The organism is Pseudoalteromonas aurantia (genome assembly GCF_005886875.1).
GTDB classification, from domain to species: domain Bacteria; phylum Pseudomonadota; class Gammaproteobacteria; order Enterobacterales; family Alteromonadaceae; genus Pseudoalteromonas; species Pseudoalteromonas aurantia_A.
On record NZ_PNBY01000040.1, the window covers coordinates 13602 to 27902 of the forward strand.

Annotated in this window: 8 protein-coding genes; 3 read left to right on the forward strand and 5 right to left on the reverse strand. The window is 43.8% G+C overall.

Going from position 1 to position 14301, the window contains the following annotated elements:
* Window positions 1–49: 49 nt before the first annotated feature.
* The 4 genes from CWC18_RS09380 to CWC18_RS09395 all read right to left on the reverse strand — a co-directional run bounded on the left by CWC18_RS09380 (window position 50) and on the right by CWC18_RS09395 (window position 12577).
* On the reverse strand, window positions 50–4480 hold the full coding sequence (locus CWC18_RS09380; protein WP_138675147.1) for a type I polyketide synthase: 4431 nt from the start codon (window positions 4478–4480) through the stop codon (window positions 50–52).
* Window positions 4481–4482: 2 nt separating this feature from the next.
* Window positions 4483–9726 (reverse strand): non-ribosomal peptide synthetase, encoded by a 5244-nt coding sequence (locus tag CWC18_RS09385; RefSeq protein WP_138675148.1) that lies wholly within the window; start codon window positions 9724–9726, stop codon window positions 4483–4485.
* A 142-nt stretch (window positions 9727–9868) separates the two neighbouring features.
* A complete protein-coding gene (locus CWC18_RS09390) occupies window positions 9869–10072 on the reverse strand; it encodes an MbtH family protein (protein ID WP_119863486.1) in 204 nt (67 codons plus the stop codon).
* A 60-nt stretch (window positions 10073–10132) separates the two neighbouring features.
* Complete coding sequence (locus CWC18_RS09395; RefSeq protein ID WP_171041070.1) at window positions 10133–12577, reverse strand: penicillin acylase family protein; 2445 nt, start codon at window positions 12575–12577, stop codon at window positions 10133–10135.
* Between CWC18_RS09395 and CWC18_RS21005 the strand changes: the two genes are divergently transcribed.
* Together CWC18_RS21005 and CWC18_RS09400 are read left to right on the forward strand one after the other, a co-directional pair.
* Complete coding sequence (locus tag CWC18_RS21005; protein WP_171041071.1) at window positions 12550–12723, forward strand: hypothetical protein; 174 nt, start codon at window positions 12550–12552, stop codon at window positions 12721–12723. The genes CWC18_RS09395 and CWC18_RS21005 overlap by 28 nt on opposite strands.
* A 71-nt stretch (window positions 12724–12794) precedes the next feature.
* Entirely contained in the window at window positions 12795–13304 is a 510-nt protein-coding gene (locus CWC18_RS09400; protein ID WP_138591696.1) for an RNA polymerase sigma factor, read from the forward strand.
* A 15-nt stretch (window positions 13305–13319) separates the two neighbouring features.
* Here the strand turns inward: CWC18_RS09400 and CWC18_RS09405 are convergent, their stop codons facing one another.
* Window positions 13320–13760 carry a TerB family tellurite resistance protein gene (locus tag CWC18_RS09405; protein WP_138675150.1) on the reverse strand — a complete coding sequence of 147 codons (441 nt, stop codon included), beginning with the start codon at window positions 13758–13760 and terminating at the stop codon, window positions 13320–13322.
* 53 nt (window positions 13761–13813) lie between these two features.
* Here CWC18_RS09405 and CWC18_RS09410 point away from each other — a divergent pair, with 53 nt between their 5' ends.
* Window positions 13814–14182 carry a hypothetical protein gene (locus CWC18_RS09410; RefSeq protein ID WP_138675151.1) on the forward strand — a complete coding sequence of 123 codons (369 nt, stop codon included), beginning with the start codon at window positions 13814–13816 and terminating at the stop codon, window positions 14180–14182.
* The last annotated feature ends 119 nt before the right edge of the window (window positions 14183–14301 follow it).

Below are 14301 nucleotides of genomic sequence, written 5' to 3' on the forward strand. Positions count from 1 at the left end.
TTGCTATAAAAAAGCCTAAACCTGCTCAGGTTTGGGCTTGCATTTTTTACTATGATGAAAGCTGCTCGATGAGCTTACCTTCAATAATATAAGCCAAGTTATCAATACTCGGATCTTCAAAAAACTCTGCAGGCTCTAATTCAATAGAGAACTGCAGCTTTACTTTCGCCAACATTTGAATGGCTATCAATGAGTCCCCGCCCAAGGCAAATAAGCTATCAAATATCCCGATCTCATCAAAGCCAAGAAACTCGCGCCAAACAGCCACCAGCTTATGTTCAAGTTCACTCTCTGGTGCTTCATATTCGGTGTCTAAGTCTGGGCGTCCATGTCCCGCAGGCTTAGCTTTAGCGTTTAAAATCGCCTGCTCCGCATCACGTGTTACCTGTACTAGTTGTGACCAGCGCATACTAGCGGCATACACTTGCGGCTGAGAAAAAGCAAAAATATCAGCCAACATGGCAGCACCAATATCGCCTTGCAGCCCTAATCCCTCAGGCAAGTCAAACTTAGCAGCCATCCCAGTTTGAGCCCAAGCATCCCAGTTAATACTTACAACTGGGAAATTATGCGGTTGTTGAGCCAGTGTATCTAAATACACGTTAGCAGCACAATAATCACTTTGTCCATATGCGCCCAATACGGAGGCCAAAGAAGAACATACAGCGAACTGCTGTAAAGTATGCTCTTTAAATACCTGTAATAAGTTCTGTGTACCTTGAATCTTGCTCGATAAGGTCACACTAGCGTGCTCCATTGACATTCCAGCAATGAAACCACCACCTGGTAGCCCAGCACTATGAACAACATGCGTGATCGCACCAAATTGCTGCTCAGCTGACTTTACGGACTGACCAAGCTGTACGACGTCTAATACGTCAGCGGTGATCACCATGACATCAACATTTTGCGCCTGTAGTGATAATAACGCTGTTACCTGCTTACGTAACTTGTCATCAGTCTCACTGGCTTGTTGTAATGCTTGCCACTGAGACTCAGGTGCAAACTGACTACGAGTTTGCAAAATAAGCTTGTGACCTTGTTCACCTAGGTATTTAGCCAGATGCAACCCTACACCACCCAAACCACCGGTAATTAGCGTGACACCCGACTCAATCGATGTATCAGCACTCGAAGGAATGGCTTGCTGACTAAGCACAAAACGTTGCTTACCGCGATAAGCTACTTCATTATGTTCTGGCCTATCTGCTACTAAATCAGCCACCAATTTAGTCAATACATCTTCATTGAAGGTAAGACCTGCATCTTTAAATTCAATTACCCGCGTGACCGTATTGTGCTCTAGCGGCAACCCACGGGTTAGTCCCAAAAGCGTGGCCTTTTCTGGTGATAAACATTCATCCCCCAATACTGAGAACAACTGAGTAGCTAACACGCTTAATCGCACATTAAAGGTCGTAACTAAGTGCTGTACCAGTGGTAGTAATGCCTCATAACCGATGACGTCATCCGGTTGTGCCGGTACAACAAAGCGCGTATCTACAAAATGTGTTACCTGTGTATCATCCGCTAAATAAGCATGTAGCTTTTCCCAATGAGTGGGATTAGTGTGATCAAAATGAATGTGGCCATTGTCTTGAACCGTAAACTCTGCATCATCTCTTTGTACTGCCCATAACAGGGTTAATTGCGCGCCACGCTCAATAAGCGCCGTACTTAGTGTGCTGCATACCTGAGAGTCTGAAGCCAACAATACAAAGTGCTCTGCGCTCAAATCTTGACGCTTAACATGCAGCGGTTGTTGCTGCCAAATAGGTTGCAATAATTGCGGCTGTGAACTGGATGACTCAGCGTCGCGTGTTGCTGACACAGTTCGCTCTTGATTTACCTCAACCCAATATTCTTGCTGACTAAATTGATATTCAGGCAGTACTTTTGATACACTCGGAGTCAACTCTCCAGCATATTGCCAATCAATATTTAACCCTAACTGCCATAACGTTGCAGCCGTTTTCGCAAAAGGCGCGATGACGTCTTTCATATCGCGCACATGGGCAATAGAATTTAAAACCGTGAGTTCTTTCGCTATACCCACCTGCTGCACCAATTTCTGCAGCGTATCACCAGGCCCTGCTTCAATGAGCACATCACAACGTTCAGATAACGTCTGTACCCCTTCAGCAAATTTTACTGGCTGACGAATGTGATCTAACCAGTATTGCACCGATGTTGCTTGATCATCTGTGATCACCTGCCCGGTGACATTGCTCACAAACGCAATATCAGGCGCGCTTAGGTGGGCTTTCTCTAAAGCAACTTTAAACTCCGGTAACACCGCCTCAGTTAAATGGCTATGAAATGCATGAGATACATGGAGTCGTGTACAACTTATCTGTTCGGCTTTTAATTGTGTTTGTAATGCTTTTATTGCCTCTTTTGTCCCAGCAACCACGGTATTCTTCGGACTATTTAACGCAGCAATATCCAGCTCAGCAGTTAAGTAAGGTGCAATAGTTTGCTCATCAGCCACTACAGATAACATCGTACCAGGAGCCATACCTTGAAGCGCTTCACCTCTGGCCGTCACCAAGGTAACCGCCGTTTCCAATGACATCACATTCGCCAAACATGCTGCAACATACTCACCAATGCTGTGTCCCAACATGCCAGTGATAGTTACACCTAATGCCTGATACGTGCGCGCCATCGCATAACCCACAATAAATAATGCCGGCTGTGTCACGCGCGTTTCGTTCAGAAGTTGGTTCGCTATTAAAACTTGATCATCTTCAGGTGAAAATACCCTAGTAAGTTGCTGTTGTAATTGTTCAGAAAAATGACTCAAAGCTTCATTAAACACAGATTTAAAATACGCGTTATGTTTGAGTAATGGCTGAGCCATTGTCACATACTGAGAGCCCTGCCCCGAGAACAGTAAGCCAATACGCGCATCCGTCGTTTTCTTTGCCACAACGTCACGGCTTAACATCGCGACGGCTTGCTCGTGATCTTTGACCACAAATGCTTTTCTAAAGGCGAGTGCTGCACGCTTTTGCTGTAATTGCGCGGCGGCTTCTGGAAGCGTGTGTGGCTGTGCAACCAACATATTCTGCAGTGCAGCTACCTGATCATTGAGCCCATTTTTAGTCGCTCCACTCACAGGTAAAATGTACCAAGGCGCTCGGCGTGTTGGCTCTTCGGGTTCCGGTTGCTCCTGCGAAATATATTCTTCTAAAATAACATGTGCATTGGTACCACCCATCCCTAACGAACTCACAGCCGCCCTACGAGGGGTATCACTTTCCCATGCTTTTAATGTGTCATTGACATAAAACGGACTAGCAGCAAAATCAATAGCGGGATTTAGCGGCTTGGCATGAATGCTCGGGGGCAATTGCTTATATCGCAAAGCTTGAACAGCTTTGATCAAACCGGTGACACCCGCAGCTGAGTCTAAATGCCCAATATTGGCTTTAATCGAACCAATGGCACAATACTGTGTTTTATCCGATTGATAGGCTTGGCTAAGGGCTGCAATCTCGATCGGATCACCCAGTTTAGTACCTGTACCATGTGTTTCAATATAGCCAATCGAACTTGGCTCCACATCAGCAAATTCAAGCGCTGCGCTCACCGCATTGGCTTGTCCTGTTACACTGGGAGCCGTGTAGCCTATTTTGTCTTTTCCATCGTTATTAACCGCAGAGCCTCGGATCACAGCCAAAATAGAATCGCCAGCGCTAAGCGCATCTTCAACACGCTTCAGTACCACGGCAGCACTGCCGCTACCAATTAAAATACCATCAGCATTTTCAGAAAAGGCACTTAGCTGACCGGTCGGAGATAAACTTCCTCCAACGGGTGCGTGATAGCCCTGCTCGGATGCCAAATTTAGCCATACACCGCCAGCTAGTGCAGCATCGCTTTCGAAGTTTTGCAGTGAGCGACATGCCATATGAACGGCAACCAACGAAGTAGAGCAAGCTGTTTGTACAGTGACCGACGGGCCTTTAAGATTAAGCTCATAGCTAACCCGTGTTGCTAAAGAGTCTTTATCATTACCGTTTGTTAAGGCCAGCAAACTCGTTATGTCATTTTGCGTGTTATTTGATAACAGGTTTTGCAGTAAGTAACTTGGTACGCCACACCCCGCAAAAACGCCTGTTAAATTAGTCGCACTTGGCGTGATACCGGCATCTTCTAATGCATGCCAACACGTCTGTAAAAAAATACGTTGTTGAGGGTCAAGTTGTTCAGCCTCTTTGGGGCTATAGCCAAAAAAGCCAGCATCAAACGCTTTAATATTGGTGAACGGAACACCTGCTTTAACATAATCAGAGTTCGCTAGCGTGTCGCTGTCTACTCCTGCGCCACGCAGCTGTTCGTCACTATACGGCGTAATACTACAATGTTGCTTTGCGACATTTTGCCAAAGCTCCTCGACGTTATTTGCATCAGGAAAACGCCCTGCCATGCCCACAATGGCGATATCTAATTCACTATATTCTATGTCTGACATATTTATGATTCTCTTGATTTTTTACGACGAGCAGCCAATGCATTCATGCCTTTCTTTTGCTGCTTAGCTGATGGTTTAGACTGAGACTTTGCCGTGACAGACGACCCAGATAAATGTTCAGCCAATGTAGCAATACTTGGATAGGTAAATAACTCTGTTAATTGTACGTTCGGGTAATGGGCTTGAATTGATTCATGCACTGCCATAAGCAATAGCGAATGACCACCAATGTCGAAGAAATTGGCTTGACGGTCAATGTCAGCCTGCTTTAAGTGCTGTTGCCATATTTGGCTAATTAAGCGCTCAACGTCATTACTTGCCAATTCAACCTGAGATGGAGACACCGACTGCTCTGACGTTATTGCTGGCAGCTTATGCCTTTCCAACTTACCGCTGGTATTCACTGGCAATTGCGCCATTACCACCATGTGTTTTGGGATCATGTAATGCGGTAACTGCTCACTCAGCGCGCGTTTAATAGTATCGCCAGTGGGTAACGTCTGCGCAGAGCATTGAACATAAGCAATAAGCTCCATACCGTGTTCACTGATTTGCGTCACTACCACCGCAGCATCAACATTCGGCAATTGCGTTAAACATTGCTCTACTTCACCTAACTCGACTCTAAAACCGCGCACTTTAACTTGATGATCTCGACGGCCATGGTACTGTAACTGGCCATTGTCCCAGCTGACTAAGTCCCCCGTCGCATACATACGCGTACCATTCGCACTAAATGGATCTGCGATGAATTGACTGGCCGTTTGTCCAGCGCGACGCCAATATTCACGCGCAATAATCTCACCGCCAACATATAGCTCACCGATCTGTTTTTCGGCGACTAATTCAAGGTTGTGATCAAGCACATACAATTTGCGCCCCTGTAATGGCTCACCTAACGGAACCGCATCCACAGGAGGGTTAGCTTGGCAATCGTAAATTGCTGCTTCCACCACGATTTCAGTCGGTCCATATGTATTCAATAAGCGCACATGCTCAAGCCCTGCACGTCGCCAGTCAGCAATGGCAGTGATAGACATGGCTTCACCACCGGAGTGAACTTGTCTTAGCTTAGGCAGAGAAATAGGCGCGATATGCTCATGATGATACGCCCAACTTGAGGCAATGCTGCGCCAATAAGCTGCACTTAAATCCATCACCGTAATATTATGACGCTGCGCCTGTGCATAGAGTGTTTTTGCATCCCATAGCGCGTTATCTCTTAACACAATGGCTCCACCTGCAGACCATGTCGGGAACACTTGCTCGACAAACGCATCAAAATTAGCGGTCGCAAACTGTAGCACCACATCTTGCTCACTGAGCGAGATAAACTGTTTCGCAGACTCGATATACTGTGCCAATGCATCATGACCAATCACCACGCCTTTGGCTTGACCTGTCGAACCCGAGGTATAATTTAAATAGGCTATATATGCAGGGTGCTTTGATACCGTAGGAATATTAATCTTTTTATAATGCTGATTTAGCAGCTGCACAGGTGCTAGCCATTGCCCAGAAAAGACAATGTCAGTCTGCTCCAGATCGCTGATCACCGCGCGGCATGCACTGTCTTTGAGCATATAGTTTAACTTTTCAGCGGGGAATTGGGCATCTAATGGTAAATAGCCGATATTGGCTTTTAAACAGGCTAATACACTGGCCAACATCAGCGGGGTACGCTCCAACAGCACACCCACAACTGGGTTTTCCCCTAGCTTTTCAGCCAGTAGGGCATGTGCCAACCTGTTTGATGTTTGCTCTAACCATTCATAGCTGAATTGCTCATTTTTATAAATCACAGCGGCGCGCTGTGGATATTGCTCCGCATATTCACTCAACTGAATCAGCCAATGATTAGGCAGTTCCGTAATATCGTCACCTTGACCGTGTTCAAGCACATCAGTTATATCACTGAGCAGTGTTATGTTACCAATAGCTTGCTCTGGGTTGCTCACCACCTGAGCAAGTAGGTTCGCCCATGCATTTTGCAAATGCTCAATAAATGCAGCATCAAACAGTGACGCATTGTACTGCAACTCAAGCGCCAATTGACCATTATTAAATAAGCGTGAATCAATACTTAAATCAAACTGCGCTTCATGTTTTAAAGGGGCTACCTCAACAAGCGACACATCAGGTAAGGTATCGAGCATGTCTAAATTATGCTCAACATGATTGAACATCACTTGGAATAAAGGCGTTTGACCAACATGGCGCTCCGGATTAACGATTTCCACTAATTTTTCAAACGGGAAATCTTGATTGTCTTGTGCAGCCAACGTGTAATTTTTACACTGAACCAAGATGTCACTAAAACTATCAGCGGCATCAATATCAGCATTTATCAACTGGGTATTTATGAAAAAGCCAGCTAAGCCATGTACTTGACTATTTTGCCGATTAGCCACTGGGATCGCGACCCGTGGTTTCGCTTTATTGGCCACACGGTAACACAGCGCTTGGAAGCTGCTTAATAACAACATGAATAAACTGGCGCTGTGTTGATGTGCTAGCTTCTGTAAACCTTCAACTTGTTGATAATCTAAGTGCAATGTTGAGGTAGCCAATGGCGCCATGTCGACTTGTCGTGGGTGCTGAGGCTCAAAAAGCAATTCATCGGCAGGTAAGGTCAGCGCGTTCTGCCAATAGGCTAATTGCTGCTGTGCTTGTTCAGTCGCCAACCACTGCTGTTGCCACAGAGCATAATCACCATACTCAATTTCAGACAGTTGATTGTCTAATGCTTGGCCTTGAGCCAACCGCTGATAGTGTGCACTTACCGCACGTATCAGTAAATCAAATGTCCACGCATCTGATGCAATATGGTGCATGCTCATTACCCAGATATATTCCTCATCTGCGCACTGCACCAATCCAACACGGAAGTTTTCTCCTTTTTCAAGGGCAAACGCTTTACTGTTCAAGGCAGTTATCCAACTATCTGCTTGTGCTACAATATTCTGCTCAGCGCTTAAATCTACATACTGCCAGTCTAAACTTTGCTCCGTTGCCGTTTGACGCCATAGCCCTTGATCATTTTTATAATAACGATGACGTAAAATCGCATGATCTGATAAAACCTGTTCACACGCTTGCTGTAACCATTGCTTTGAGAGCTTGCCTCTGAGTACTATCTGAGCACCGATATGGTATGCATTACTTTGCGGCTGTAATTGCCACAGGAATAACTGGCGCAATTGCTGAGCGCTCAACTCACTGCTGAGACAGTGCTGAGGCACTATCTTTTGCTGTGTTTTCGTGTTCTCTAGGGTACTTTTCAGTAAGGCACAGAATTGGCCAAAAGTGTGCGCTTTAAATAAGCTAGTAGGCCCAATATGACACGAGAACTCGGCTTCCACTTTCGCCAATAGTTGTACCGCTTTAATCGAGCTTCCACCCAGTGCAAAAAAATCAGCTGCATCATGACGTACAGGGTAATTAAGGGCTGATTGCCATATCGTGGCTAGTGTTGTTTCCAGCTCACCCCAGTGGCTATTATCGGTCTCTTGCACACTGTGTAATTGAGCAAGTGCATCACGGTTGAAATCACCATAACTTGCGAGCTTGTTAAGGCCGTATAGTTTTAAACAGGCACTGCGCTGCAACTTACCACTGGATGTTTTAGGTAAAGCCCCTTGGTCAAGTAATAGAACTAATTCAGGACTTTGCCCAAAGTGCTCAATCACATAGTCTCTCACGACCAACGCCACCTGCTCAGCGGGCATATCGTCCCGAAACTTATTGCTGGTTTCTATGGCTAAACCAATACCCTCTCCGTGCTCTGCACTTGGCACAGGAAAAGCCGACACCCGTCCTTTGCGGACAAAGCTCAAGCCAGCTTCAATACTGCGTTCAATATCTTGCGGATAAATATTGTGGCCATTGCTGATAATTAAATCTTTTTGTCGACCTGAGATATATAACTGACCGTCATACAGGTAACCCACGTCTCCCGTTCTAAGCCAGCGGTGATTATCACGGGTCACAAATGTTTCGTTAGTTGCTTGATCATTTTGCCAATAACCGACAGCAATACTTGGGCCCGCGACCCAGATCTCGCCAATGTCCCCTGCAGGTAATTCAGCCAATGTCGTAGGGCAAGTGATCCTTAGATAATGCTGAGATGGCGTAACACCACAACTTACTTGGTGACTATATTCACCATTATTACGACTATCTTGCGCTTGCACTTGACTTGCCTTGCCTTGGCTTAATGACTCATTACAAAATGCATGTATTTTAGCTCCAGAGCCCGCTTTACTCCCCGTCACTAATAGCGTCCCTTCCGCCAAACCATAACAAGGATATAAGGCCTCTCTTTTAAAGCCATTAGCGCTAAATTTATCAGCAAAATCATTCAACGTGTCATGCCTAATAGGCTCAGCACCTGAGAATGCCACCCGCCAGCTGGATAAATCTAGTGCAGCTCTTTGCTTATCCTTAATACGCTCCAAACATAACCGAAAAGCAAAGTCAGGCCCACCCGAGACAGTGCCGTTATACTCGCTCATTAATTCTAACCACCGCACCGGTTTTTCCATAAAGTAACGCGGGGATGCCAACACCAATAAATAACCCGTAAATAAAGGCTGTAGTAAACCCCCAATCAAACCCATGTCATGAAATAATGGCAGCCAACTCACAGTTACATCTTCTACAGACGCCTTAACAGCTTCAGCAAGTGCTCGCTCATTGGCTATTAAATTGCGATGACTTACCATCACACCTTTCGGTTTAGCCGTTGAACCTGAGGTGTACTGTAAAAATGCAATATCATTTTCGCAGGCATCGTACTTATCAACCAGAGCTACCGATTCATCCAATGTATCAACCACTAACATGGTACTATCGCGCGTTTGTTCTACCATGGTTTGCACTGTATTACTAAAACGCGCCGTCGTTAACACTACTGCAGCTTGAGAGTCTTCAGCAATACCCACTGTTCGAGCAATGTGCTGCTCTTTTGTCGATTCTGGCGGAAAACTGGGTATCGCGGTCACGCCTATATACTGACACGCAAAAAAGCTAGAAACGTAGTCAATACCAGAGTCCATTAATATTAATGCACGATCTCCGGGTTTTGCTTGCTTTTTAATATGGCTAGCTAACCAAATACTCCGTTGATATAACGCATGATATGTCCAAGAAGTTCGTTGCTTACGGTCAACACAAATAAGCGCAACGCGATCGGGGGTTTGCTCAGCATGCTGAGCTAAATAATCCATGATGGTAATGGCTGACATCTCAGACTCCATTAGAAAATAAACTGGCTATGTTATTGGCAGGGGTGTACTAGATTTGAATACAAAACATTGTGTCTTAAGGAATAGTGATACAGACACAGAATACGAATATCATGCGTGCTGTATCATTACTCCTTTGACTTTACTTGGCCATTGCTTCACGTAGACTAGCTGGACGCATATCGGTCCATTTTTCGTTTATATACGTCAAGCATGTGTCCTTACTTCCTTCGATGCCGACATCTTTCCAACCACCGGGCACACTTTTATAGCTGGGCCAAAGCGAATACTGCTCTTCTTGATTAATCAGTACTTTAAAAATGCCATTTTCGTTGTCAAAACTCATCGTATTTCCTAAAAATCATTTGCGACTAATGGCTTTGTGACGCTCGACAATGAAAGATTTTTAGTCTTTTTTAATTTTTAGCTTAATTTCACTCTTTAATTGTTTCGCTAACGCTTCAGGGGTATAAGGCAAATCAACTAATTTCTGCTGCTCACTGTAAATATAACTTTGATCCGCAAAGTGCGAAGAACTTGCCAAAGTGGATTGAGAAAAGCTCAATAACCCGCGCGCTTGAGGTCCGTAATTATCAAACCCCACAACCATCATCCAACTTGAGCCGAAATGAACTTCGATCCCCTCTTTATTCAATCCTGACCATGTTTCTTGACCCGTTAATGGGTTAAGCACTGCTGGTTTTACCGCTTTTGCAAAGGTGGTCATATCCATATTATTGCTAGGAGCATAAATATTAAACCCGCCGACATTATGTGTTGCACCAGGCCAGCTGATCCTTTGATCTGCTTTTTGTAAATATTGCACCTCTCCCCACTTAGCATTCAAGGGATAACCTGATTGCTTAACAATATCAGCTGCTGTTATCAACAGCTTGAGCAGTTCGGCATTAACAGCAAGCCCGCGCGGTGTCGTTACTGGGTATTCAGCATCAAACTTAACATTAAAATCGCGTTCAAAATCTAATAAGAACATAAATTCATTGATCAGATGTGCCGCTTTTGAATCGCGATTAAACTGGCCATCCCACTGTGTAACGGCATGGCACACCTCTTCAATCACGAACTCTTTGCGTGATACTCCGACGAGCTCTTGCGCTGAAAAAGTCGTACATAACGTTACTAAGTCACGTTTAAAGCGTTCTGCAAAAGTACTGTTGTCTAGCAATGCGCGTTCAACTTCAGCGACGCTAAATTTATTATCTCGCCCTGAGCGAGCTGATAACATATTAATACTGTGGCGTGTGCGCAAAGATTGTACAGTGGCAAATTTACCATACAATGGGGAGTTTTCAGCGATAGGGTGCAGCGCATTAGTTAACCAATATGAATCATTCGAGTTTTGTACGTAATCACTACGCTGTAACTGGGGTGCATCAGTAAATTCAATTTCATCTTGAAAAATAAACTCGCTGTTATTACCCGGTAATAATGCGATGCCTGTACTAGCAAAAATATGCGCACTCGTAGGATCCGTTTCTAAAAAGCTAATCGCTTGTTCAGAGAGTAACGGGACATTGGAATCATCAACATAAAATGTATCACCCTCATTATCCGCAACTAAGGTATTATTAAACATCATGCCGTCAAATGTACTAAACGTTTCTTTAAACTCCGCCATATTCGATGCTTTATTCATTGCTAACCAATGATCAACCGAGTCAAAACTATCGAGATTGGCATCTTTTATTACGTAGACAAACTCGTCATCCCATGGAAAACGACGCTCATCTTCCATGATCACACCAACATCGGTGTAGAATATCGTTTTGCTGAGTTTTTGCATGCCAGTGTTCGTTTTAACTTTAATCTCTATATCACGCTGCTGGATCGGGTGCCATTGACCATCTAACTGATAGCTCAACCTATCACCAGGTTTAAGTGATAAGCGGTACATAACCGCATGGGATGCTGACGAATAGGTGTGTGTCCAAGCCAGATTTTGATTAAAACCAATATTGACAGGCCCTGGGAAACCAATGATTGAAGCCCCCATCACATTGAGCTCATCTTTTATCTTTGCATGGTTAGCCCAAAACCTAAAGTTACCATTAAAGGGAAAGTGCGGGTTAGCCAACACAATTCCTTTGCCATTCTCCGTTTTATTTTTACCTAGAGCCCAACCATTTGAGCCTTGTGTTTGAAGTGGGGTCTCCAAATCAAGTGGCTCATAATTATCGATATGCCAAGTTATGAGGTTTTTTTGCAGTGCGAGTGTTGGCCGCCATTCATCTCCTTCTAATGGGTGTGCTTTCACGAAGGCAGGTAACATCCTCACTGAACTGCTTTGCACCCCTAAATTAAGTATTCCTGCAACGACATCGACGGCTTCAATTGGTTTAACCCAGTCGGCACCTTTACAGTCTTGTCCCAGTACCTCGTCACCAGCATCAACTGCGCTCAAAAATGCGTTATAACCTGCAGCAAATCCCTCAGCCAATTGTTTCGTATTAGAGGATAACGAAGAGTATGCTCGCTCGGTTCGGCCACGAATATCTAAAATACGATATCCAAAATCAGATAATACGTGGCGATTATCACCTGATTGACTATGTGCGCCTAAATATTGCGCACGTTGAGCCTGAACGCGCAAGTAACCATCCGCTAAAATACAACTATGGTCTTGAGCTTGTGCATAGGCGTTACCATATGCTAACCCGAATAAATCATTAGCCTCAATATGTGCCATACCATATTGACTGCGTTTTATGATCACAGAATCCCATTTTTCACTTTTATTTTCAGAATGATGAGACTCACCGCTTTGTGCATTTACCTGAAGTGAAATGGGTAAAATGATACCCAGTGACCACATTAGTCGACGTACTTTCATTATTTTCCTTAACAAAACAAAAAACATTATCCAAACATGATGAAATCATCGTGCCTGATGATCCTAAGCACAAATATGCTGATGCAAAATACCCACCTATTTGTAACTTTATCTCTATGACCATTGACAAAGGTAAAAATTTATAAATAATACACAACTGATAATCATTTGCATTATTAGTACCGTTTCGATTTTTGGAATTAATAAGGAGTATTTCGTGTCGCAGTTCGCAAATAAGTGGTCGCAAGTTATCGCTGATAATCAAGCAAAATTACTGGCCTACTTAAGTAATATTCTTCGCTGCCCTTACCTCGCTGAAGATGCTTTACAAGATACCTTTATCCGCCTTTCTGGCATGTCAGAAAATCAGAACTTCCAAGTAAAAAACTCAACCAGTTATGCATATCAAGTCGCCCGTAATATTGCGATTGATATGTTAAGAAAACAAACAAGGGAAGCTTGGGTCGATATTGAATGCGTTCAGACAGAACAATTCAATGATGATAATTCCAATATTGAAAAGTGCTATTTACAGCGCCAAGTCTCTCAACAAGTTAACAGGACAATTAATAAACTGTCGACTCGACATCAAAATGTAGTGAGCTTTTACCGAAGCGGTAAAATGAAACAAAAAGACATTGCCAAAATGTACCAAATAAGCCCAACACTGGTTAATTTTATGCTTAAAGAAGTTGTGCAGTCATGCAAGTCAGAACTCGCACATTGATACCCAAAGCCACACTTAAGCTGACGCGGCTAGCTTGGCCGCGATAAAATCAGCATGCGTAACGTACATTAATCCTGATATTTTCCGTATCGTATGCTCTTCATAGCTATCAATATTGCCATCTGCATACGCCACGTACCACAGTAATTGCACAATTTCTATTCGCTCAACATCATCGGTATTATTATTAACCTGCTTAATAAATAAATATAAATCAATTGCTTGCTCAACTAAAAGCTGTGCTGTTTTAATCAAAGCATCTACTTGTGTACGATCTAATTCACACCGTTCTACCAATAACGCCTCGATTTGTTTGAGCTCCACCGCTAACACTTTCCCATCGGAACGCATCACTTCGACCATAAGTGCTGCTAATGCCGTATTAAAGTCTATCGAAGGCGTCTCTGTAGGCTGTACTGAAAACTCTGTGAGTAGTTTTTTTATGTGTTTAAACACCTAAATTGTCTCCATATGTTATGCTGAAAATTGGTCTGCTCTTAAGGAAATTTATGTCGCCAATCAATTATCCCTTCTCACTTAAACTACTGAGTATTCCCTTAGTGTTTTCTCTCGCTGGCTGCCATCATGCACCAGCACAATTTGGTGAAATAGAAAAGCTATACGACTTCGACCATCAAGTACATTACAGACAAGTACAATACAACGATAACAAGTTTGCAATTCGGATCATTGCTGATAGCTATGAAGCATTTACTCGACAAAGTGTCTTTCTACTTAGACACAGTAGACATTTATGTAACCATTTAGTTCCCCAATTAACCCTCAAAAACGGAATACAACGCTTTGAAAAGCTACCTACGGAGCCAAGACCGTATCAACCTGACCTATACGCAGAAATAAAATGTATTGCTCCCTGAGGGGGTAGAGGCCGTAATATAACATTACGTCATTTTTAATTATCAAATCGCAGACATAAAAAAACCCAAGCCTAAGCTTGGGTTTCTTATTAATGCTTATGCATTAACTATAGTCGATA

Excerpts from the sequence above, each read along its gene's own strand:
- CWC18_RS09380 (WP_138675147.1), bottom strand. The coding sequence starts at position 4,480 with ATGTCAGACATAGAATATAGTGAATTAGATATCGCCATTGTGGGCATG.
- CWC18_RS09390 (WP_119863486.1), bottom strand. The coding sequence starts at position 10,072 with ATGAGTTTTGACAACGAAAATGGCATTTTTAAAGTACTGATTAATCAA.
- CWC18_RS09410 (WP_138675151.1), top strand. The coding sequence starts at position 13,814 with ATGTCGCCAATCAATTATCCCTTCTCACTTAAACTACTGAGTATTCCC.
- CWC18_RS09385 (WP_138675148.1), bottom strand. The coding sequence starts at position 9,726 with ATGTCAGCCATTACCATCATGGATTATTTAGCTCAGCATGCTGAGCAA.
- CWC18_RS09395 (WP_171041070.1), bottom strand. The coding sequence starts at position 12,577 with ATGAAAGTACGTCGACTAATGTGGTCACTGGGTATCATTTTACCCATT.